The sequence below is a fragment of the Pseudomonas sp. EB271-G4-1 genome (assembly GCF_058791355.1).
Genome location: NZ_JBYTEO010000053.1, coordinates 21,966 through 43,178, shown reverse-complemented (window position 1 = coordinate 43,178; position 21,213 = coordinate 21,966). Strand labels below are relative to the sequence as shown.

The following is a 21,213-nucleotide window of genomic DNA, read 5'->3' as shown; positions in this document are numbered from 1 at the left end:
CAGAGCAGTAAAAACGCCGATGCCGGTATTAAAACCGGCATCGGACTGGAATCAGGCTCCCCGGATGTGCCGCTGTCGACTTAGCCCTTGAACCCGAAAGTTCAAGGTGGAAGACGCAGTAGGCTTTAAGGCTTTCCGTCTAGCGGACATGCACACCAGCCCAACGTGCGACCTCCAGGGTATAGCAAATCGGCTCAGGGACATCGCCAACTGGCAAGCACCCCAGGGAGTGATCAGAGTATACCGCAAGCGGTGACGCGAATCAGCCCTTGGTGACATCCGGATCAGTGGCGAGCACCAGATCGACGCGATCGAGCAGGTCGCGCACCTGTTCGCGGGTTGAACCGCTGGCCTGGATATCCGGTCGTTCTTCCTTGTGCAGCAAATCGTGCGTGATGTTCAGCGCGGCCATCACGGCGATGCGATCGGCGCCGATGACTTTGCCGCTGCTGCGGATTTCGCGCATCTTGCCGTCCAGGTAGCGAGCGGCGCTCACCAGGTTGCTGCGCTCTTCCTGGGGGCAGATGATCGAATATTCTTTGTCGAGGATCTGCACAGTGACGCTATTGCTTGAACTCATGAGTCTTGCTCCAGGGCCTTGAGGCGCGAAATCATCGATTCGACCTTACGCCGGGCGATTTCGTTTTTTTCAATGAGGTGCGCGCGTTCCTCGCGCCAGGTCTTTTCCTGAGCTAGTAAGAGTCCATTTTGGCTCTTAAGTTGCTCGACTCGGGTAATCAACAGTTCGAGTCTGGCCATCAGCGCTTGCAGGTCGGTGTCTTCCATTGTGTCCACTGTTCGTCTGATGGGTGGTAACTGTAGGAGCGAGCATGCTCGCGATGAACCTGAGAACGCCGCGGGGTGTCAGGACCCCAGGGATATCGTTGACGACCATCGCGAGCGTGCTCGCTCCTACAGGGGTAGTCGATGTAGGATACAAGGCCTTCATTCTAGACATAGCGCCGTCTGGCGCCTAGCTGCCCATGACCATTCAGAATTCCCCGTACCAAGGCTTCGCCACCCTGCTGACCTCCAGCGGTCATAACGTCTCGCCTGCCGAACTGCACGGCCTGCTGCTCGGCCGCAGTTGCGCCGGCGCCGGTTTCGACGCCGAAGGCTGGCTGATCGACGCCGCCGAACTGCTCGAAAGCGAGCCGCAGGACAACGTTCGCAGCGCCCTGATCGGCCTGCAAGAGATGGTCAAGGGTGAGCTCACCGGCGACGACGTAACCGTGGTCCTGTTGCTGCCGACCGACGACGCTCCGCTGACCGAACGCGCCGTGGCTCTGGGCCAGTGGTGCCAAGGCTTCCTCAGTGGTTTCGGCTTGAATTGCCGCGACAGTAGCATGCTCAGCACTGAGGCAACTGAAGTGTTGCAGGATCTTGCAGCCATTTCCCAGGTGCAAGACGCGCTGGAAGAGTCCGAAGACGGCGAAACCGACTATATGGAAGTCATGGAGTACCTGCGCGTCGCGCCGCTGCTGCTGTTCTCGGAAACCAAGAAAGACGCAGCGGCTGCGGCCAAGCCGTCGCTGCACTGATCAATGCCAGGGAACGCCATCTGCCCATGATTCATATCCCGAAATCGGAATACAGCCGTCGCCGCAAGGCCCTGATGGCGCAGATGGAACCCAACAGCATCGCCATCCTGCCCGCCGCCGCGGTAGCCATCCGCAACCGCGACGTCGAGCACGTCTATCGCCAGGACAGCGACTTCCAGTACCTCAGCGGTTTTCCCGAGCCTCAGGCCGTGTTGGTCCTGATGCCAGGGCGCCTGCATGGTGAATACATCCTGTTCTGCCGTGAACGCAACGCCGAACGCGAGTTGTGGGACGGCCTGCGCGCCGGGCAAGAGGGTGCGATTCGCGACTTCGGTGCCGACGACGCCTTCCCGATCACCGACATCGACGACATCCTGCCCGGCCTGATCGAAGGCCGTGACCGCGTCTACTCGGCCATGGGCAGCAACCCGGAATTCGACCGGCACCTGATGGAATGGATCAACGTGATCCGCTCCAAGGCCAACCTCGGCGCCCAGCCGCCGAACGAATACGTTGCCCTGGATCACCTGCTGCACGACATGCGCCTGTATAAATCGGCGGCAGAGGTGAAGGTGATGCGCGAAGCCGCACGGATTTCCGCCCAGGCACACGTGCGTGCGATGCAGGCCAGCCGCGTCGGGTTGCATGAGTTCAGCCTGGAAGCCGAACTCGATTACGAGTTTCGCAAAGGCGGGGCGAAGATGCCGGCCTACGGCTCGATCGTCGCGGCGGGGCGCAATAGCTGCATCCTGCATTACCAGCAGAATGACGCGCTGCTCAAGGACGGCGATCTGGTGCTGATCGACGCCGGTTGCGAGATCGACTGCTACGCCAGCGACATCACGCGTACCTGGCCGGTCAACGGCAAATTCAGCGCAGAACAGAAGGCAATCTACGAATTGGTGCTGGCCGCCCAGGAAGCCGCGTTTGCCGAGATTGCCCCGAACAAGCACTGGAACCAGGCCCACGAAGCCACGGTGCGGGTGATTACCTCGGGCCTGGTCGAGCTGGGACTGATGCAGGGTAACGTCGACGAACTGATCGCCAGCGAAGCCTACAAGGCGTTCTACATGCACCGCGCCGGTCATTGGCTGGGCATGGATGTGCATGACGTCGGCGAGTACAAGGTCGGTGGCGAATGGCGCGTGCTGGAAGTGGGCATGGCGCTGACCGTGGAGCCGGGGATCTACATTGCTCCGGACAACCAGAGCGTGGCGAAGAAATGGCGCGGCATTGGCGTGCGCATCGAGGACGATGTCGTGGTCACCAAGGCCGGCTGTGAAATCCTGACGAAAGGCGTACCGAAAACCGTCGCCGAGATCGAGGCCCTGATGGCGCAAGCACGGACACAAGCGGCATGAATCGAGTCAACCTGGCGATTATCGGTGGCGGCCTGGTCGGCGCCAGTCTGGCGTTAGCCTTGCAGGCCGGGGCAAAGGCCCGTGGCTGGAAGATCGTGCTGATCGAACCGTTTGCCCCCGGGGACAGCTATCAACCCAGTTACGATGCGCGTTCCACGGCGTTGTCCTTCGGTGCGCGGCAGATTTATCAGCGCCTGGGCGCCTGGCAGGAAATCTCCCGCCGCGCAGAGCCGATCAAGCAGATTCACGTCTCTGACCGTGGGCGTTTTTCCACGGCGCGACTGTCGGCGATGGAAGAGGGCGTTCCGGCGCTGGGGTATGTGGTGGAAAACGCCTGGCTTGGCCATTGCCTGTGGCAAGGCCTGGACCAGGACGTGATCAGTTGGCGTTGTCCGGCGGAAGTCACGCGCATGGAGCCGCTCACTGATGGCTACCGCCTGACCCTGAATGACGAAACCACGCTCGATTGCGACCTTGCGGTGCTCGCCGATGGCGGCCGTTCAGGCTTGCGCGAGCAACTGGGCATCGGCATCAAGAAACGCCCATACAACCAGAGCGCGCTGATCGCCAACATCACCCCGAGCGAAGCCCATGACGGCATGGCGTTCGAACGTTTCACCGACGACGGCCCAATGGCGTTCCTGCCGTTGCCGGACAATCGTTGCGCGCTGGTCTGGACCCGCCAGGGCATGGATGCACAGCGCCTGGCCGCCCTTGATGAGCGCAGTTTCCTGAGCGAGCTGCAGGGGGTGTTCGGTTATCGCCTTGGCACGTTGAAGCAAGTCGGTGTGCGGCACTTGTATCCGCTGGCGCTGGTGGAGGCCGAAGAGCAGGTGCGCTCGCACCTGGTGGTTCTCGGCAATGCTGCCCACAGCCTGCATCCGATTGCCGGCCAGGGGTTCAACCTGTCCCTGCGCGATGCCCAGGCGCTGGCCGATGCGCTGCTCGCCAGCGAACGCCTGCCGGGCGACTTCGCCACCTTGCAGGATTACCGCGAGCGCCAGCGATTGGACCAGAGCCTCACCGTGGGCTTCTCCGACCAGGTCACGCGCCTGTTCGGCAGTACTCAGCCGCTGGTCTCATTGGGCCGCAATCTGGGCCTGCTCGGTCTTGATCTGCTGCCGCCGGCCAAGCGCTGGTTCGCCCGGCAAGCCATGGGCCTGGGTACTCGCCCTGATGTTTAAGTGGCTGACGCGCAGGTTTGGCAAGGCCCGCTTGATGTGCCGGTTCATGAACCTCTATCCGCCGTACCTTGGTGCCGGGGTTCGGGTGCGGTACATCAGCGATGACTTTCGTGATGTCCAGGTGTCCATGGGCTTGAGTTGGTACAACCGCAACTACGTCGGCACGCAGTTTGGCGGCAGCCTGTATTCAATGGTCGATCCGTTCTTCATGCTGATGCTGATGGAAAACCTTGGTCGCGAGTACATCATCTGGGACAAGTCCGCCGACATCGATTTCATTGCGCCGGGCAAAGGCCCGGTATTCGCCCGTTTCAACATCGATGACACCTTGCTCGACGAGATCCGCCGGCAGACGGCGGAGGGCAAGAAGTACCTGCCGCAATTGCAGGTCGATATCCATGACGGCGCCGGCCACCTGGTGGCGCGTGTCGGAAAAACCCTTTACGTGCGGCTCAAGCCGCAAGCGAGACAGGCTTAAAGCATGGAAATGCGCGCAGATCTGCTGATTGTCGGGGCCGGAATGGTCGGCAGCGCCCTGGCGCTGGCGTTGCAGGACAGCGGGCTGGAAGTCCTGCTGCTCGATGGCAGCCCGTTGAGCGTCAAACCCTATGACCCGCAGGCGCCGTTCGAGCCGCGCGTGAGTGCATTGTCCATTGCCAGTCAGCGAATTCTCGAACGCCTGGGTGTTTGGGACGGTATTGCCAGCCGGCGCAGCAGTCCCTACAGCGACATGCACGTCTGGGACGGCAGCGGCACCGGGCAAATCCACTTTTCGGCGGCCAGCGTGCATGCCGATGCCCTGGGCCATATCGTCGAGAATCGTGTGGTTCAGGACGCCTTGCTCGACCGCTTGCACGACTGTGACCTGGGCATGCTGGCCAATGCGCGCCTGGAACAAATGCGCCGCTCCGGCGACGACTGGCTGCTAACCCTGGCCGATGGCCGCACCTTGCGCGCGCCGCTGGTGATCGCGGCGGATGGGGCCAACTCGGCGGTGCGACGCCTGACTGGTGTCGCCACGCGGGAATGGGATTACCTGCATCACGCCATCGTCACCAGCGTGCGCAGCTCTAAACCTCATCAAGCGACCGCCTGGCAGCGGTTTACCGACAATGGCCCGCTGGCGTTCCTGCCGCTTGAACGCGACGGTCAGCAGGATTGGTGCTCGATCGTCTGGTCGACCACGCCGAGCGAAGCCGGGCACTTGATGGAACTCGATGACGAGGATTTCTGTCGTGCGCTGGAGCGGGCCTTCGAAGGTCGACTTGGCACGGTACTGAGTGCGGACCCACGCCTGTGCGTGCCGCTGCGTCAGCGCCATGCCAAGCGGTACGTGGCAGAGGGCCTGGCCTTGATCGGCGATGCCGCGCACACCATTCACCCGCTGGCCGGGCAGGGCGTGAACCTCGGTTTCCTGGATGCTGCCGTGCTGGCCGAAGTGCTATTGCAAGCGGCAACCCGTGGCGAGCGACTGGCGGACGTGAAGGTGCTGAGCCGTTACGAACGTCGGCGGATGCCGCATAACCTGGCGTTGATGGCGGCAATGGAAGGTTTTGAACGGCTGTTCCAGGCTGACCCGTTGCCGGTGCGCTTGTTGCGTAATGTCGGGTTGAATTGGGTCGATCGGATGCCCGAGGCCAAGGCGCTGTTTGTGCGTGAGGCGTTGGGGTTGATCGGGGATTTGCCGGCGCTGGCCAAGGCTTGACATCTTTGCTGCGGCTGATGGCCTCTTCGCGAGCAGGCTCGCTCCCACAATGGAATGCATTACAACAGTGGGAGCGAGCCTGCTCGCGAAGGCGTCGGTACATTCACCATTGATTCCCACCCGTGCAACATCTGGTAACTCCTCCGGAAACTGTTCGATTGAGAAGCGAAATGTGAGTCCTTATCATTTGATCTCACTTTTTCAATCGAGAGACCGCTCCCATGTTGGCACCGAAGCGTCTACTGACCGCACTGGCCCTGACCCTGATCGGCAGCACCGCCGCCCAGGCCGCTGACGAGGTGGTGGTCTATTCCTCGCGCATCGATGAACTGATCAAGCCAGTGTTCGATGCCTACACCGCGAAAACCGGCACCCAGGTGAAGTTCATCACCGACAAGGAAGCGCCGCTGATGCAGCGAATCAAGGCCGAGGGTGAGAACACTCCCGCCGACCTGCTGCTGACCGTCGATGCCGGCAACCTCTGGCAAGCCGAGCAGATGGGCATCCTCCAGCCCTTCACCTCGAAAACCATAGACGCCAACATTCCGCTGCAATACCGTGCGGCCTCCCACGCCTGGACCGGCCTGAGCCTGCGGGCGCGGACCATCGCCTATTCCACCGACCGAGTGAAACCGGGCGAACTGACCACCTACGAAGCACTGGCCGACAAGAACTGGGAAGGCCGCCTGTGCCTGCGCACGGCGAAAAAGGTCTACAACCAGTCCTTGACCGCCACCCTGATCGAAGTGCACGGCGCCGAGAAAACCGAGCAGATCCTCAAGGGCTGGGTCAACAACCTGTCCACTGACGTGTTCTCCGACGACGTGGCAGTGCTCGAGGCCATCAATGCTGGCCAGTGCGACGTGGGCATCGTCAATACCTACTACTACGGTCGCCTGCACAAGCAAAAACCGGATCTGCCGGTTAAACTGTTCTGGCCGAACCAGGCGGATCGCGGCGTGCACGTCAACCTGTCGGGCATTGGCCTGATCAAGCACGCGCCGCATGCGGAAGCGGCCAAGGCCCTGGTGGAGTGGATGACCACGCCAGAGGCACAGAAGATCTTCGCTGATGTGAATCAGGAATACCCGGCCAACCCGACCGTGCAACCCTCCGCCGAAGTCGCTGCGTGGGGCAAGTTCGTCGCCGATACCCTGCCGGTGGAAGTTGCCGGCAAGCGCCAGGCCGAAGCGATTCGCATGATGGATCGCGCTGGCTGGAACTGAGTCGCCCGCAATAAAGAGCAAAAGATCGCAGCCTTCGGCAGCTCCTACAGGGTGATCACCGACCCAATGTAGGAGCTGCCGGAGGCTGCGATCTTTTTGCGTTTTCCCTACACTTCAAGATTTTGCGAGAGCTATACCTTGGCCCACCCCGCCCAACGCCGCTGGTATCCCCTGGTCTTCGCCATCGCTGCGCTGGTCCTGCTTCCCCTGAGTGTCCTGCTGCTGTCCTGGCAAGCCATCGACCCGCAGATCTGGTCCCACCTCTGGGAAACCCAGATGCCGCGCCTGCTGGGCAACACCCTGACCCTGGTATTCGGTGTCGGCGTTGGCGTCACGGTCCTGGGGGTGAGCCTGGCCTGGCTCACCAGCCTTTGCGAATTCCCCGGTCGGCGTTGGCTGGACTGGGCACTGATGCTGCCCTTTGCGATTCCGGCCTACGTGCTGGCATTCGTCTTTGTCGGGCTGCTGGATTTTGCCGGTCCCGTGCAAACCCTGTTGCGAGAGTGGTTCGGCAGCGGCCTGCGTTTGCCGCGTGTGCGCTCCACGGGAGGGGTGATCCTGGTCCTGGTGCTGGTCTTCTATCCTTACGTTTATCTGCTGGCGCGCACCGCTTTCCTGGCTCAGGGCAAGGGGCTGATGGAAGCGGCACGGGTGCTCGGTCAATCCCCATGGCAGGCGTTCTGGCGCGTGGCGATGCCCATGGCGCGCCCGGCCATCGGTGCTGGCGTAGCCTTGGCGCTGATGGAAACCCTGGCGGATTTCGGTGCCGTGTCAGTGTTCAACTTCGACACCTTCACCACCGCCATCTACAAGACCTGGTACGGGTTCTTCAGCCTCTCCAGCGCCGCGCAACTGGCCAGCCTGTTGCTGCTGGTGGTGATGCTCGTGCTCTACGGCGAGCGGCGTGCCCGCGGCGCCAACCGTGCGAGCAATGAACGGCCACGGGTCAAGGCGTTGTATCACCTGCGCGGTCTCAAGGCACTGTTGGCGACGGGGTGGTGCGCTCTGGTGTTCGCCTGCGCCTTTGTCATTCCTATGCTGCAGCTGGTGGTGTGGTTCTGGCAGCGCGGTCGCCTGGATCTGGATGAGCGTTACACCGGCCTGATCATTCACACGTTGTACCTGGGGGCGATGGCGGCGTTGATCACCGTCAGTGTCGCCCTGGTATTGGCGTTTGCCCGGCGGCTGGCGCCGACCCGGGGGATTCGCGCCGGGGTGAGCCTGGCCAATCTTGGCTACGCCTTGCCCGGATCGGTGCTGGCGGTTTCGATCATGCTGGCGTTCAGTTACCTCGATCGCGTGTTGGTGATCCCGCTCTCCGGCTGGCTCGGCGGGGCTGGCAAGCCATTGTTGCTGGGCAGTCTGTTGGCGCTGCTGCTAGCTTACCTGGTGCGCTTCATCGCTGTGGCCTACGGTCCGCTGGAAAGCAGTCTGGCGCGTATACGGCCATCTTTGCCCGAAGCGGCACGTAGCCTGGGCGTCAGTGGGCCGCGACTGTTTTTCAAAGTGTATCTACCTTTGCTGCTCCCCGGTTCGATGAGCGCGGCCTTGCTGGTGTTCGTCGATGTGCTCAAGGAAATGCCCGCGACCCTTCTGATGCGCCCGTTCGGCTGGGACACGCTGGCGGTGCGGATTTTCGAAATGACCAGTGAAGGTGAGTGGGCGAGGGCGTCTTTACCGGCCTTGACCCTGGTTTTGGTCGGGCTGCTACCAGTCATCGGATTGATACGACGTTCGGCGCATCGAAACAGCTAGGTGCCAGTCCTACACCTTGCGGCTACAATGCGCGGCATTCGGTGCGGTCCGTCTGACAGATAAGGTAGTGAAAGCGGCTGGAAGCCTTTTATTTCAAGGTTCCCGCACAAATTATCACTCGACCGCACCTTCGCCACGCCCGGAAGGAGAAACCCATGGGACAGCGTACGCCTCTGTATGACCTTCATCTTGCCCTCGGCGCGAAGATGGTCGATTTTGGCGGTTGGGATATGCCTCTGCATTATGGATCCCAGGTCGAGGAGCACCATCAAGTGCGCCGCGATTGCGGTGTTTTTGATGTATCCCACATGACCGTGATCGATGTCGACGGCCCCCAGGCCAAGGCTTGGCTCCAGCATTTGCTGGCCAACGACGTCGAACGCCTGCATAAACCCGGTACCGCGTTGTACAGCACCATGCTCAATGAGCGCGGCGGTATCGTCGACGACATGATCGTCTATCGTCTCGAAAGCGGTTACCGCTTGGTGGTCAACGCCTCCACCCGCGACCAGGACCTGGCGTGGATGCAGGCGCATCTCGATGGTTTCGACGTACAGCTCAACGAGCGATCCGAATTGGCAATGCTGGCCATTCAAGGCCCCCATGCCCGGCACAAGATTGCCGAGCTGGTGAGCCAGGCACGCGGCGCACTGATCCAGAAACTCAAGCCGTTCGAAGGTCGGCCCGACGGTGACTGGTTCATCGCACGCACCGGCTACACCGGTGAAGACGGCCTGGAAATCATTCTGCCTGCCGACCAGGCGCCGGGGTTCTTCAACGATCTGGTGGGGGCGGGCATTTCCCCCATAGGCCTGGGCGCGCGCGACACCCTGCGGGTCGAGGCGGGCATGAACCTGTACGGTCAGGACATTCACCAGGACGTTTCCCCGCTGGCCTCCAATATGGCCTGGAGCATCGCGTGGGAGCCTTCCACTCGCCAGTTCATCGGCCGCCCGGCGCTGGAAGCCGAGCGCAGCGGTGGCGTACAACATAAACTGGTCGGTCTGGTCCTTGAGGAACGCGGGGTTTTGCGCGCTCATCAGGTGGTTCGCATCGCCAATGTTGGCGAAGGGGAGATCACCAGTGGTAGTTTCTCTCCTACGCTAAGCAAGTCCATTGCACTGGCGCGGGTGCCGATGGCCACCGCCGACCGCGCGGAAGTGGAAATCCGTGGCAAGTGGTACCCGGTCCGAGTGGTCAAGCCGACCTTCGTGCGCCATGGCAAAACCTTGATCTAACCTTTCCCGGCGGATGTTGACCGCCGATAAATTTCCTGAGGACACAGAACATGAGCAATATCCCTGCCGACCTGCGTTTTGCCGAGAGTCACGAATGGGCTCGCCTGGAAGCCGATGGCACCGTCACCGTGGGCATCAGCGATCACGCGCAGGAAGCGCTGGGTGATGTGGTGTTCGTTGAGCTGACTGAAGTCGGCAACGTCTTCGCCGCCGGTGATCAGTCTGGTGTGGTGGAGTCGGTCAAGGCCGCTTCCGACATCTATTCCCCGGTTGCCGGTGAAGTGATCGCGGTCAACGAAGCTCTGAGCGGTGAGCCTGAGTTGCTCAACTCCGACCCGTACGGCGCGTGGATCTTCAAGCTCAAGCCAAGCAACACGGCTGACCTGGACAAGCTGCTTGATGCAGCGGGTTACAAGGCCGCCATCGGCGAGTAAGCCTTCAGCGTTATCTCAAAGCCCCGACCTGTCGGGGCTTTTTTGCTTCTGGCGATTTTTCCCCTGTAGGAGCGAGCACGCTCGCGATGGTCGTCAACGATGACGCTGGAAGCCTGACACCCCGCGGTGTTCTCAGGTTCATCGCGAGCATGCTCGCTCCTACAAGGGTTCGGGTCTGGCATCGACTGCTATGCTGGATTGACCGAGTTGCATCGACGCTGAGCGCCAGCCAAGAGAGAGCCCGTCATGTCCCAGTTGCCGTCCCTGAGCCAGTTACGCGACCCCAATGCCTTTCTTCGCCGCCACCTTGGCCCTGATGCCGCCGAGCAGCAGGCGATGCTCGACAGCCTTGGCCTCGGCAGCCGGGTCGAATTGATCGAGCAGACGGTCCCGCCGGGAATCCGCCTGAACCGACCACTCGACCTGCCGCCAGCCCTCGACGAAGAAGCCGCACTGGCCAAGCTGCGCGGTTACGCTGAGCAAAACCAGGTCTGGACCAGCCTGATCGGCATGGGCTATCACGGCACGTTGACCCCCGCCGTCATCCTGCGCAACGTCCTGGAAAATCCCGGCTGGTACACCGCGTACACGCCCTATCAACCGGAAATCGCCCAAGGCCGGCTTGAAGCGCTGTTGAATTTCCAGCAGTTGACCATCGACCTCACGGGACTTGAACTGGCCAACGCCTCGCTGCTGGATGAAGCCACTGCGGCCGCGGAAGCCATGGCCCTGGCCAAGCGGGTTGCCAAGTCGAAAAGCAATCTGTTCTTTGTCGACGAAAACTGCCATCCGCAGACCATTTCCGTGGTGCAGACCCGTGCCGAAGGCTTCGGGTTCGAGCTGATCGTCGACGCTGTGGATAAGTTGAAACAGCACCAGGTATTTGGTGCACTGCTGCAATATCCCGACACCCACGGCGAGATCCGTAATCTACGTCCGCTGATTGATCATCTGCATGCCCAGCAGGCGCTGGCGTGTGTCGCCACTGATTTGCTGAGCCTGCTGCTGCTCACCCCGCCGGGGGAGCTGGGTGCCGACGTGGTGTTCGGTTCATCCCAGCGTTTTGGCGTGCCCATGGGTTACGGCGGCCCTCACGCGGCGTTTTTCGCCAGCCGTGACGAGTACAAGCGGGCGATTCCCGGCCGCATCATCGGCGTGTCAAAAGACGCCCGCAGCAACGTTGCCCTGCGCATGGCGCTGCAAACCCGCGAGCAGCATATCCGTCGTGAAAAGGCCAACTCGAACATCTGCACCGCTCAAGTGCTGCTGGCCAATATCGCCAGTTTCTACGCGGTTTATCACGGCCCCGAAGGGCTGAAACGGATTGCCCAGCGCGTCCATCGGCTGACCTGCATCCTTGCCGCGGGCCTTGAGCGCAAGGGCATTACCCGTCTCAACCAACACTTCTTCGACACCCTGACCCTGGAGGTCGGTGGCACCCAGACCGCAATCATCGAAAGCGCCCAGGCCGCGCAAATCAACCTGCGCATTCTGGGGCGTGGGCAATTGGGTGTGAGCCTCGACGAAACCTGCGATGAAACCACGGTGGCGAAACTGTTCGACCTGTTCCTGGGGGCCGATCATGGGCTCAGTGTCGACGAGCTGGACGCTGAAACCCTGGACGGCGGCATTCCCGACACGCTGGCACGGACCTCGCCCTATCTGCGCCACCCGGTGTTCAACGCCCACCACAGCGAAACCGAGATGCTGCGCTACCTCAAGCAACTGGAAAACAAGGATCTGGCACTCAATCAATCGATGATCCCGCTGGGCTCGTGCACCATGAAGCTCAACGCCACCAGCGAAATGATCCCGATTACCTGGCCGCAGTTCGCCAACCTGCACCCGTTTGCGCCCAGAGAACAGGCCCTCGGTTATTCATTGATGATCGAAGAACTGGAGCGCTGGCTTTGCGCGATTACCGGTTTTGATGCGATCTGCATGCAGCCCAACTCCGGGGCCCAGGGCGAATATGCCGGCCTGCTGGCGATCCGCAAATACCACGAGAGCCGCCAGCAGGGCGGGCGGGATGTCTGCCTGATTCCTTCGTCGGCCCACGGCACCAATCCGGCCTCGGCGCAGATGGCCGGGATGCGCGTGGTGATCGTCGAGTGTGACGAGGCGGGCAACGTCGATCTGGAGGACCTGAAAGACAAGGCCGCCCAGGCCGGGGATAAGCTGGCGTGCCTGATGGCGACTTATCCGTCGACCCACGGCGTGTATGAAGAAGGCATCAGCGAAATCTGTGAAGTTATCCACAGCCATGGCGGCCAGGTGTACATGGACGGCGCCAACCTCAACGCCCAGGTCGGACTGGCGCGCCCGGCGGACATCGGCGCCGATGTGTCACACATGAACCTGCACAAGACCTTCTGCATTCCCCATGGCGGCGGCGGGCCGGGCATGGGGCCGATTGGCGTGCGCGCCCACCTGGCGCCGTTCGTGGCCAATCACCCGGTCGTGCCTATCGAAGGACCGCAACCACAGAATGGCGCAGTCAGTGCGGCGCCCTGGGGCAGTGCAAGCATCTTGCCGATCAGCTGGATGTACATCGCCATGATGGGGCCGCAATTGGCCGACGCCAGTGAAGTGGCGATCCTGGCGGCCAATTACCTGGCGCGGCACCTGTCCGGCGCGTTTCCGGTCCTCTACACCGGCCGCAACGAGCGAGTGGCCCACGAATGCATTCTCGACTTGCGACCCCTCAAGGCGCTGACCGGCATCAGCGAGGAGGACGTTGCCAAGCGCCTGATGGACTACGGCTTCCATGCACCCACCATGTCGTTCCCGGTGCCGGGAACGTTGATGGTCGAGCCCACCGAAAGCGAATCGAAGGCAGAGCTGGACCGTTTTATCGGCGCGATGCTGAGCATCCGCGCGGAAATTACCGAGGTGCAGAATGGCAACTGGCCGGCCGAGGACAACCCGTTGAAACGAGCGCCGCATACGCTGGCGGACATCACTGGCGTGTGGGAACGGCCTTACAGCATCGTGCAGGCGGTCACACCGGATGCGCACACCAAGGCGCACAAGTATTGGCCGGCGGTGAACCGGGTGGACAATGTCTACGGCGACCGGAACCTGTTTTGTGCGTGTGTACCGCTGGACGAGTACCGTTAGGCAAGATCAAAAGATCGCAGCCTGCGGCAGCTCCTACATTGAAGCGCGATCCCCTGTAGGAGCTGCCGCAGGCTGCGATCTTTGCTTTTAAACGTCCATAAAAAATGCCGCTCATGTGAGCGGCATTTTTCGTTCGGCAACCTGGCTTATTCCGAAGCCACGGCATTCTTCGCCAGGATCGCATTCGCCAGTTCCATATCCGTGGCCTGCAAACCCGGGTTGTCGGCGCGGACTTTCTGCATTGCCGCTTCCAGGTACGGGCCGCGGATGCTGCCGTCACTGGCCACAAAGCTGCCGGCATCGTCCTGGGCCGCGACGATCATCTTGTTATCCTTGAACGTCAGGTAGGTCGAGCCGGTGGTTGCACCGGAGGTAAGGACGTTACGCCAAAAGCTATCAGCCATCGCCGAGCCGACAGGCAGGGACAACAAGGCGATGGTAGCGACAGCAACTTTGAAACGCATGATGGGTGACTCCACTGATTAACTGCGATGTTGGATTGTCGACCCCCAATCGAGTTCCGTAACGGTCCACCTACTTCTGCTCGCTCTGCGGAGTCACCCGCAACACCTCCTCAATCGTCGTCAGGCCCGCCGCCACTTTCTGCGCCCCCGACAGTCGCAGGCTGCGCATGCCCTCCTTGAACGCCTGGCGCCGCACCGCCAGCAAGTCAGTGTCGGGATTGATCAGCGCCTTCAAGCCGTCGCTCAATTGCATGATTTCGTACACCCCGGCACGACCGTGGTAGCCGGTATCGCGACATTCCAGGCAGCCAATGGCGCGCTGGGCGTTGCCAGGCAAGGGGGCCTGCCAGGGCCGGGTCAGGGTTTGCCAGTCTTCCTCGCCCAGGGTTTGCGGGGCCTTGCAGTGTGGGCAAAGGGTACGCACCAGGCGTTGGGCCATCACGCCGAGTACGGTGGCCTTGATCAGGTAGTGCGGCACGCCCAGTTCCAGCAAACGGCTGATGGCGCTGGGTGCATCGTTGGTGTGCAGCGTCGATAACACCAGGTGCCCGGTGAGGGCCGCCTGGATGGCCATCTCGGCGGTTTCCAGGTCGCGGATCTCGCCGATCATGATGATGTCCGGGTCTTGCCGCATCAGCGCCCGGACACCGGCGGCGAAAGTCAGGTCGATGTTGTGCTGGACCTGCATCTGGTTGAACGCCGGCTCGACCATTTCTATCGGGTCTTCGATGGTGCAGAGGTTGACTTGCGGCGTCGCCAGTTTTTTCAGCGTGGTGTAGAGCGTAGTGGTCTTGCCCGAACCGGTCGGCCCGGTGACCAGGATGATGCCATTGGGCTGGCGGGTCATGTCCTGCCAGCGCCGCAGGTCATCGGCGGAAAAACCCAACTGATCAAAATCCTTGAGCAGCACCTCCGGGTCAAAGATCCGCATGACCATTTTTTCGCCGAAGGCCGTGGGCAAGGTCGAGAGCCGCAACTCGACTTCTCCGCCCTCCGGAGTCTTGGTTTTCACCCGGCCGTCCTGGGGTTTGCGTTTCTCCGCAACGTTCATTCTGCCCAGGCTTTTGAGGCGACTGACGATGGCCATGGTCACCTGGGGCGGGAATTGGTAGACGTTGTGCAATACGCCGTCGATGCGGAAGCGCACCGTGCCCTGTTCGCGTCGGGGCTCGATGTGGATATCGCTGGCGCGCTGCTGGAAGGCGTACTGGAACAGCCAGTCGACGATATTGACGATGTGCGCGTCGTTGGCGTCGGGCTCCTGGTCGCTGGCGCCGAGGTTGAGCAACTGCTCGAAATTGCCCAGGTGGCTGACCTGCTGATCGGCGCTGTTCGCGCCGCTGACCGATTTGGCCAGGCGAAAGAACTCCACGCTGAAACGCTGGATGTCCACCGGGTTGGCCACCACGCGCTTGATCGGCAACTTCAGCACGTGGGCCAGGTCTGCTTCCCAACCCGTTACATAAGGCTGGGCGCTGGCGATGGTTACTGCGTCGCGATCGACCGACACCGCGAGAATCTTGTGGCGCTGGGCGAAGGCGTAGGACATCAGCGGCGTCACGGCCGCGACGTTGATTTTCAGCGGATCGATCCGCAGGTAAGGCTGGCCCGCCTGCTGGGATAGCCACAGGGTCAGGCTTTCAAGGTCGAGGTGCTTGCCCGGACGGCTGAGGTCGTCCAGGTGTTGGCTGGCGATGAACTCCAGCGGGTGTATCTGGCCATCGGCGGCGTGACGGCGTCGGGCGTTCAACGCCTGTTCGGCCGAGTCCTGGCTGACAAAGCCCTGGGCGACCAGTTCACGCAGCACATCATTGAGGTCCAGCCAGCGGTCCTGAAGGGCGATTTGAACGGACATGCGGGCTCCTTTTGAAAACAGTGCGCAAAGGATAGTCGTGACCCTGCAAGCCGTTGGGCCACTACCCGACGAAGCCGTATCGGGGTTTTTCAGCCCGCCGCCAGAACCGCTTCTCCCCAGGCGCAATCCGCCGCTTGCAGATCGACCGAACAGACGCTGATCAGGTTGCGCAGTTTTTGCGCAATCACCTGGGCGCGATGCCAGCTCAAGCCGTCGATGACCACATCGATGGCCAGCAAATCGTCGTGACGCTGCACCTGCACCTGTTGCGGGGTCAGGCACTGCAAGGCGAACAGGTTGAGCGCGCGGCATAACAGGTCCGGTTCGGCTTCGGCGAGCAATTGATAGTGAACGCGGCAATGGGTGTTGCCGGCATTCCAGGCATCGGCGCGGGTTAGCGAGGTATTCACGGCTTCCAGGTAAGGCATGCTCGATCTCCAATCTGATTGGAGAAATTTTTACATTCGGTGGCGGGTATTTCTTATCTATGATTGGACATATTCGCGTTATGTTGAATTAAGTAATTCGCAAGATCATCATTTGAAGGTTTTTTTATGCATAGCGAGTTGGACAGCTACGACCGTAGGATTCTCGCCTTGCTGCAGGAGGATGCTTCGCTTTCAAGCGCGCAGATCGCCGAACAGGTGGGGCTTTCGCAGTCACCCTGTTGGCGGCGGATTCAGCGAATGAAAGAGGAGGGGATCATTCGCAGCCAGGTCACCTTGCTCGACCGCAAGAAAATCGGCCTGAACACGCAGATTTTTGCCCAGGTAAAACTCAACGCCCATGGCCGTTCGAACTTCACCGAGTTCACCGAGGCCATTCGAGGTTTTCCTGAAGTATTGGAGTGCTACGTGCTGATGGGGGCGGTGGACTTCATGTTGAGGATCGTCGCGGCGGATATCGAGGCGTACGAGCGGTTCTTCTTCGAGAAGCTGTCGCTGGTGCCGGGGATACAGGAGGTGAACTCGATCGTGGCGTTGTCTGAGATCAAATCGACGACCAGTTTGCCAGTGTTGCGGTAAAGCAAAAGATCGCAGCCTGCGGCAGCTCCTACAGGGGTACACAATTCTATGTAGGAGCTGCCGAAGGCTGCGATCTTTTAGCGGTGTTACAGGCGCAGTAGCATCTTCCAGGCACGATTCTGATAAACCGCGATCGCCTGTTGCTTGCGCGCATCCAGGGTTTCGTCGGTGATCGGCTCGTTGGCCAGTTGCGCCAGCTTGTTCAGCTCGCCGTAGAGGCGATCCATTTCCGGGATCTCCAGCACGTTGCGTGCGTGGTGCAACCAGACCTGAATGCGCTCGATACGCGGCAGTTGCTCGGCCAGGTCTTCCGGCTGTTGCTGGTAGCGCTGCAATTGCAGCGAGGTGGCTTCCTCGCCCAGCAGGCGCGGCAGCCAGCTGCCCAATTGCGCGGCGCCCTGGCGATTGCCCCGGGTATTACGCTCGGCGGTCCAGGTGCGGGCCAGCAACCAACGCGAGGTGTTCAGGGAGAACAGGCCCCAACGCGGGTCTTCGAGTTCTTCGAGGAACTGCTCCGGCGCGGCTTTGCGAACGTCTTCATCGTCCAGGCCAGCCTGTACCAGCGGGCGCCAGTCTTCCAGCAGGGCGTCGAGGGCGACACGCAAATCGTGGGTCGACTGGCGCGGTGCGGCTTGACCGAGGCTGCTGATCAGCGCGCGCATTTCAGCCAGGTTCTCGACCCAGTCCTGCAACAGGCGCCAGTGGCCATTGAAACGATACTGCTCGGCCAGGCGCTGGCTGCTGCCCAGCAAGTGCCAGCTGAGTGCGGCGAAGGCGTCGTCCAGTGGCGTTTCGGCGCTGATCTGCGGTGCCGGCAGGCTCAAGGAGTAACTGTGGGCGTCGTACAGGCGATAGCCACGTTCGGCCTTGCTGATGTCGCATGGCATCAGCGCCAGTTTTTCAGCCAGTTCGGCGGCCAGTTCCAGCAGCGCAGCGGGTTCGCCTTCGCGCAATTCCAGTTCCAGTTCGCAGATTTCTTCTTTTTGCTTGCCGACCACCACGTGGCCCAGGTCCAGTGCCGCTTCGATGACCACTTTGGTCTTGCCGCGGCCCCAGGCGATTTCCGCGCGCTCGCGGACGAAGTCGGTGGTGAAGATGGCTTTCAGGGTTTTCTTGTCCAGTTCGGCCAGTTCTTCGGGCCAGCATTCGCCGTCCAGTTTTTTCAGGTCGAGCTTGGCTTTGGGCAGGTTCCAGTCGTACTCGTTACGTACGGACAGGCCAGCGACGCTTTGGCCGCGGGTCTTTAGGGTCTGGATCACTTCTTCGCCATCCTTGCGCAGGCGCAGGGCGACTTTGGCCCGGGCCAGGTCACGCTCAGGGGTGTCGAAGTATTGATTCATCAACTCACGGCGTTCCCAGCCACTTTTGTTGCGTTTTTTCAGTAACGGGTGCTCGCGCAGGGCGGCGAGGGTTTCGCGGCTGACGCGGAGCTTGATTTCGGTTTCTTTCTGCATGGCCGGAAAATCCAGGATCGGGAGCGCAGCCGGGGGAAAAGGTGGCTGCCAAGGTCGTGCAGTGTACAGGACTCAACCTGCCTACGCCGTGCGACGGTTTATTCCTGTCACCGGATGGCTCTATGATGGACTTCAATTCGGGAGTTGGAGTCAGCGATGCCTTTGCCGTCCATGAAAGATCAGTTCGCTGCACTGATCGCTGCGCCATCCGTCAGTTGCACCCAGCCAAGCCTCGATCAATCCAATCGTCCGGTGATCGACTTGCTGGCCGCCTGGCTCGGTGATCTGGGTTTTGCCTGCGACATCCAGCAGGTCAGCCCCGGCAAATTCAACTTGCTGGCCAGTTTTGGCAGTGGCCCCGGCGGGCTCGTGCTGGCCGGTCACAGTGATACGGTGCCGTTCGATGGCGCGTTGTGGCAGACCGACCCCCTGAAGCTGACTGAGGTCGACGGGCGCTGGGTCGGCCTGGGCAGTTGCGACATGAAGGGCTTTTTCGCCCTGGCCATCGAAGCCGTCCGGCCGCTGCTCGACCAACCGTTCAAGCAGCCGCTGCTGATCCTTGCCACCTGCGATGAAGAAAGCTCGATGTCCGGCGCCCGGGCACTGGCCCAAGCGGGACGGCCGCTGGGACGTGCAGCCGTGATCGGCGAGCCGACCGGGCTCAAGCCGATCCGCATGCACAAAGGCATCATGATGGAGCGCATCGATATCCTCGGGCAGAGCGGCCACTCCTCGGACCCGCGCCTGGGGCACAGCGCACTCGAAGCCATGCACGATGCCATCGGTGAACTACGCGGCTTGCGCCTGTTGTGGCAGCGTGAATTCCGTAATCCGCAATTCAGCGTGCCGATGCCGACCATGAACTTCGGCTGCATCCATGGTGGCGACAACCCCAACCGCATCTGCGGCCAGTGTTCGCTGGAGTTCGATCTGCGGCCGTTGCCGGGCATGGATCCCAAGATCCTGCGAGCCGATATTTCGCAGAAGCTCAAGGCGATTGCCGAGCGGCACCAGGTAAAAATCGATTACGCACCGCTCTTCCCCGAAGTGCCTCCTTTCGAGCAGGCTGAGGATGCGGAACTGGTACGCATTGCCGAAAAGCTCACCGGCCATGGCGCCGAAGCAGTGGCATTTGGCACCGAAGCGCCTTATCTTCAGCGACTTGGCTGCGAAACACTGGTGCTTGGCCCGGGCGATATCGCCTGTGCCCACCAACCGGGGGAATTCCTCGAAATGTCACGTTTGCAGCCTACGGTGCATCTATTACGACAGTTGATTGAACATTACTGCCTGACGCCGGCCCAAAAATCGGTACCAACCGGTTGAATGCGCAGTTTAAATTGCCGGTGTCCCAACCCGTATTCATGAGGAGAGCGCGCGTGTCGCCAAGCCTGTTCCGACGATAACCATCAGCCCGCTGTGCGTTTTCTGTTCCGCCCTTTTTTCGGCTGCTATTTATTACAGGCCCAGGTTCATGCCCGAATACGTCAATTGGCTTCGTCACGCTTCGCCCTACATCAACGCCCACCGCGATTGCACCTTTGTCGTCATGCTGCCCGGCGATGGCGTTGAACACCCGAACTTCGGCAACATTGTCCACGACCTGGTGTTGTTGCACAGCCTGGGCGTGCGCCTGGTGCTGGTGCACGGTTCGCGCCCGCAAATCGAAGCACGCCTCGAGTCTCGCGGCCTGACCCCGCATTACCACCATGGAATGCGCATTACCGATGCGGCGACCCTGGAGTGCGTGATCGATGCGGTCGGCCAACTGCGCATCGCCATCGAAGCGCGGCTGTCCATGGACATGGCGTCTTCGCCGATGCAAGGCTCGCGCTTGCGGGTGGCCAGCGGCAACCTGGTGACGGCGCGTCCCATCGGCGTGCTTGAAGGTGTCGACTATCACCACACCGGTGAAGTGCGTCGGGTTGACCGCAAGGGCATCAATCGCTTGCTGGACGAGCGCTCCATCGTGCTCTTGTCGCCACTGGGCTATTCGCCGACCGGCGAAATTTTCAACCTCGCTTGTGAAGATGTCGCCACGCGCGCGGCCATCGACCTGGGCGCAGACAAACTGCTGCTGTTTGGCGCCGACCTTGGTTTGATCGATGAACACGGCAGGCTGGTACGCGAACTGCGTCCGCAGCAGGTGCCGGCGCATTTGCAGCGTCTGGGCAGTAATTACCAGGCCGAGCTGCTGGATGCCGCCGCTGAAGCCTGCCGTGGCGGCGTGGCCCGCAGCCATATCGTCAGCTATGCCGAAGACGGTGCGCTGCTGACCGAGCTGTTTACCCGTGACGGTGGCGGTACGCTGGTGGCCCAGGAGCAATTCGAGGTGGTGCGCGAAGCGGCCATCGAAGACGTCGGCGGCTTGCTGGACTTGATCAGCCCGCTGGAAGAGCAGGGCATCCTGGTACGCCGCTCCCGCGAAGTACTCGAGCGTGAGATCGAGCAGTTCAGCGTGGTCGAGCGTGAGGGCATGATCATCGCCTGCGCGGCGCTGTATCAGATCGCCGATTCCGATGCCGGAGAGTTGGCGTGCCTGGCGGTGAACCCGGAGTACCGTCATGGCGGTCGCGGTGATGAGCTTCTCGAGCGCATTGAAACCCGTGCACGGGCCCAGGGGTTGAAAACCTTGTTCGTCCTCACCACGCGCACGGCTCACTGGTTCCGCGAGCGTGGCTTCGTGCCGAGCAGCGTCGATCGCCTGCCGTCGGCACGGGCGTCGCTGTACAACTACCAGCGTAACTCGAAGATCTTCGAAAAAGCCTTGTGATTGTGCGGTCACGGTCGACCGGATCGTTCCCAAGCTCTGCGTGGGAACGCCTCAACGGACGCTCCGCGTTTGGCTTCT

The 21,213-nt window shown here is 61.4% G+C and carries 19 protein-coding genes and 1 other RNA gene; 13 read left to right on the top strand and 7 right to left on the bottom strand.

Annotation, left to right across the window (positions count from 1 at the left end; translation table 11 throughout):
* Positions 1-53: 53 nt before the first annotated feature.
* The 3 genes from ssrS to AC3WWR_RS23165 all read right to left on the bottom strand — a co-directional run bounded on the left by ssrS (position 54) and on the right by AC3WWR_RS23165 (position 786).
* Positions 54-232: non-coding RNA, 6S RNA (gene ssrS, locus AC3WWR_RS23175), on the bottom strand.
* A 30-nt stretch (positions 233-262) separates the two neighbouring features.
* Positions 263-580, bottom strand: coding sequence for a cell division protein ZapA (locus tag AC3WWR_RS23170; RefSeq protein ID WP_008055229.1), 318 nt, complete (start codon positions 578-580; stop codon positions 263-265).
* The gene (locus AC3WWR_RS23165) at positions 577-786 is read right to left on the bottom strand and encodes a TIGR02449 family protein (RefSeq protein WP_007982902.1); all 210 of its coding nucleotides are present in this window, start codon (positions 784-786) and stop codon (positions 577-579) included. The genes AC3WWR_RS23170 and AC3WWR_RS23165 overlap by 4 nt, the downstream gene beginning before the upstream one ends.
* A gap of 197 nt (positions 787-983) precedes the next feature.
* Between AC3WWR_RS23165 and AC3WWR_RS23160 the strand changes: the two genes are divergently transcribed.
* The 10 genes from AC3WWR_RS23160 to gcvP all read left to right on the top strand — a co-directional run bounded on the left by AC3WWR_RS23160 (position 984) and on the right by gcvP (position 13,564).
* Positions 984-1,541, top strand: a complete 558-nt coding sequence (locus tag AC3WWR_RS23160; RefSeq protein WP_020797270.1) for a YecA/YgfB family protein — start codon at positions 984-986, stop codon at positions 1,539-1,541.
* A 26-nt stretch (positions 1,542-1,567) separates the two neighbouring features.
* Positions 1,568-2,902: a Xaa-Pro aminopeptidase gene (gene pepP, locus AC3WWR_RS23155; RefSeq protein ID WP_020797271.1), complete on the top strand. Its 1,335-nt coding sequence runs from the start codon at positions 1,568-1,570 to the stop codon at positions 2,900-2,902.
* The gene (ubiH, locus tag AC3WWR_RS23150) at positions 2,899-4,086 is read left to right on the top strand and encodes a 2-octaprenyl-6-methoxyphenyl hydroxylase (protein WP_020797272.1); all 1,188 of its coding nucleotides are present in this window, start codon (positions 2,899-2,901) and stop codon (positions 4,084-4,086) included. The genes pepP and ubiH overlap by 4 nt, the downstream gene beginning before the upstream one ends.
* The gene (locus AC3WWR_RS23145) at positions 4,079-4,564 is read left to right on the top strand and encodes a DUF4442 domain-containing protein (protein WP_033042136.1); all 486 of its coding nucleotides are present in this window, start codon (positions 4,079-4,081) and stop codon (positions 4,562-4,564) included. Before ubiH ends, AC3WWR_RS23145 begins: the two co-directional genes overlap by 8 nt.
* 9 nt (positions 4,565-4,573) lie before the next feature.
* Entirely contained in the window at positions 4,574-5,791 is a 1,218-nt protein-coding gene (locus AC3WWR_RS23140; protein ID WP_168759239.1) for a 2-octaprenyl-3-methyl-6-methoxy-1,4-benzoquinol hydroxylase, read from the top strand.
* A gap of 221 nt (positions 5,792-6,012) precedes the next feature.
* Entirely contained in the window at positions 6,013-7,017 is a 1,005-nt protein-coding gene (locus AC3WWR_RS23135; protein ID WP_020797275.1) for an extracellular solute-binding protein, read from the top strand.
* Positions 7,018-7,155: 138 nt separating this feature from the next.
* Positions 7,156-8,772, top strand: coding sequence for an ABC transporter permease (locus AC3WWR_RS23130; protein WP_033044230.1), 1,617 nt, complete (start codon positions 7,156-7,158; stop codon positions 8,770-8,772).
* Between the two features lie 155 nt (positions 8,773-8,927).
* The gene (gene gcvT / locus AC3WWR_RS23125) at positions 8,928-10,010 is read left to right on the top strand and encodes a glycine cleavage system aminomethyltransferase GcvT (RefSeq protein ID WP_020797277.1); all 1,083 of its coding nucleotides are present in this window, start codon (positions 8,928-8,930) and stop codon (positions 10,008-10,010) included.
* 50 nt (positions 10,011-10,060) lie between these two features.
* Entirely contained in the window at positions 10,061-10,444 is a 384-nt protein-coding gene (gcvH, locus tag AC3WWR_RS23120) for a glycine cleavage system protein GcvH (protein WP_020797279.1), read from the top strand.
* 246 nt (positions 10,445-10,690) lie between these two features.
* Positions 10,691-13,564 (top strand): aminomethyl-transferring glycine dehydrogenase, encoded by a 2,874-nt coding sequence (gcvP, locus tag AC3WWR_RS23115; protein ID WP_492599109.1) that lies wholly within the window; start codon positions 10,691-10,693, stop codon positions 13,562-13,564.
* Positions 13,565-13,710: 146 nt separating this feature from the next.
* On the opposite strand, the gene AC3WWR_RS23110 is transcribed toward gcvP, so the two are convergent.
* The 3 genes from AC3WWR_RS23110 to AC3WWR_RS23100 form a co-directional block, all read right to left on the bottom strand.
* A complete protein-coding gene (locus AC3WWR_RS23110) occupies positions 13,711-14,028 on the bottom strand; it encodes a DUF2388 domain-containing protein (RefSeq protein WP_020797281.1) in 318 nt (105 codons plus the stop codon).
* A gap of 70 nt (positions 14,029-14,098) precedes the next feature.
* Positions 14,099-15,883, bottom strand: coding sequence for a type IV pilus assembly ATPase TfpB (gene tfpB / locus AC3WWR_RS23105; RefSeq protein WP_020797282.1), 1,785 nt, complete (start codon positions 15,881-15,883; stop codon positions 14,099-14,101).
* Between the two features lie 89 nt (positions 15,884-15,972).
* On the bottom strand, positions 15,973-16,311 hold the full coding sequence (locus AC3WWR_RS23100; RefSeq protein ID WP_083349886.1) for an ACT-like domain-containing protein: 339 nt from the start codon (positions 16,309-16,311) through the stop codon (positions 15,973-15,975).
* A gap of 126 nt (positions 16,312-16,437) precedes the next feature.
* Between AC3WWR_RS23100 and AC3WWR_RS23095 the strand changes: the two genes are divergently transcribed.
* Complete coding sequence (locus AC3WWR_RS23095; RefSeq protein WP_020797284.1) at positions 16,438-16,908, top strand: Lrp/AsnC family transcriptional regulator; 471 nt, start codon at positions 16,438-16,440, stop codon at positions 16,906-16,908.
* An 86-nt stretch (positions 16,909-16,994) separates the two neighbouring features.
* Here the strand turns inward: AC3WWR_RS23095 and AC3WWR_RS23090 are convergent, their stop codons facing one another.
* Positions 16,995-18,362, bottom strand: a complete 1,368-nt coding sequence (locus tag AC3WWR_RS23090) for a CYTH domain-containing protein (RefSeq protein WP_020797285.1) — start codon at positions 18,360-18,362, stop codon at positions 16,995-16,997.
* Positions 18,363-18,518: 156 nt separating this feature from the next.
* On the opposite strand from AC3WWR_RS23090, the gene argE reads away from it, so the two are divergent.
* Positions 18,519-19,688 carry an acetylornithine deacetylase gene (gene argE / locus AC3WWR_RS23085; protein ID WP_020797286.1) on the top strand — a complete coding sequence of 390 codons (1,170 nt, stop codon included), beginning with the start codon at positions 18,519-18,521 and terminating at the stop codon, positions 19,686-19,688.
* 148 nt (positions 19,689-19,836) lie between these two features.
* On the top strand, positions 19,837-21,135 hold the full coding sequence (gene argA / locus AC3WWR_RS23080) for an amino-acid N-acetyltransferase (RefSeq protein WP_020797287.1): 1,299 nt from the start codon (positions 19,837-19,839) through the stop codon (positions 21,133-21,135).
* The last annotated feature ends 78 nt before the right edge of the window (positions 21,136-21,213 follow it).

Coding starts and splice junctions, on each gene's coding strand:
- AC3WWR_RS23170 (WP_008055229.1), bottom strand. CDS start 580: ATGAGTTCAAGCAATAGCGTCACTGTGCAGATCCTCGACAAAGAATAT.
- AC3WWR_RS23165 (WP_007982902.1), bottom strand. CDS start 786: ATGGAAGACACCGACCTGCAAGCGCTGATGGCCAGACTCGAACTGTTG.
- AC3WWR_RS23160 (WP_020797270.1), top strand. CDS start 984: ATGACCATTCAGAATTCCCCGTACCAAGGCTTCGCCACCCTGCTGACC.
- pepP (WP_020797271.1), top strand. CDS start 1,568: ATGATTCATATCCCGAAATCGGAATACAGCCGTCGCCGCAAGGCCCTG.
- ubiH (WP_020797272.1), top strand. CDS start 2,899: ATGAATCGAGTCAACCTGGCGATTATCGGTGGCGGCCTGGTCGGCGCC.
- AC3WWR_RS23145 (WP_033042136.1), top strand. CDS start 4,079: ATGTTTAAGTGGCTGACGCGCAGGTTTGGCAAGGCCCGCTTGATGTGC.
- AC3WWR_RS23140 (WP_168759239.1), top strand. CDS start 4,574: ATGCGCGCAGATCTGCTGATTGTCGGGGCCGGAATGGTCGGCAGCGCC.
- AC3WWR_RS23135 (WP_020797275.1), top strand. CDS start 6,013: ATGTTGGCACCGAAGCGTCTACTGACCGCACTGGCCCTGACCCTGATC.
- gcvT (WP_020797277.1), top strand. CDS start 8,928: ATGGGACAGCGTACGCCTCTGTATGACCTTCATCTTGCCCTCGGCGCG.
- gcvH (WP_020797279.1), top strand. CDS start 10,061: ATGAGCAATATCCCTGCCGACCTGCGTTTTGCCGAGAGTCACGAATGG.
- gcvP (WP_492599109.1), top strand. CDS start 10,691: ATGTCCCAGTTGCCGTCCCTGAGCCAGTTACGCGACCCCAATGCCTTT.
- AC3WWR_RS23110 (WP_020797281.1), bottom strand. CDS start 14,028: ATGCGTTTCAAAGTTGCTGTCGCTACCATCGCCTTGTTGTCCCTGCCT.
- tfpB (WP_020797282.1), bottom strand. CDS start 15,883: ATGTCCGTTCAAATCGCCCTTCAGGACCGCTGGCTGGACCTCAATGAT.
- AC3WWR_RS23100 (WP_083349886.1), bottom strand. CDS start 16,311: ATGCCTTACCTGGAAGCCGTGAATACCTCGCTAACCCGCGCCGATGCC.
- AC3WWR_RS23095 (WP_020797284.1), top strand. CDS start 16,438: ATGCATAGCGAGTTGGACAGCTACGACCGTAGGATTCTCGCCTTGCTG.
- AC3WWR_RS23090 (WP_020797285.1), bottom strand. CDS start 18,362: ATGCAGAAAGAAACCGAAATCAAGCTCCGCGTCAGCCGCGAAACCCTC.
- argE (WP_020797286.1), top strand. CDS start 18,519: ATGCCTTTGCCGTCCATGAAAGATCAGTTCGCTGCACTGATCGCTGCG.
- argA (WP_020797287.1), top strand. CDS start 19,837: ATGCCCGAATACGTCAATTGGCTTCGTCACGCTTCGCCCTACATCAAC.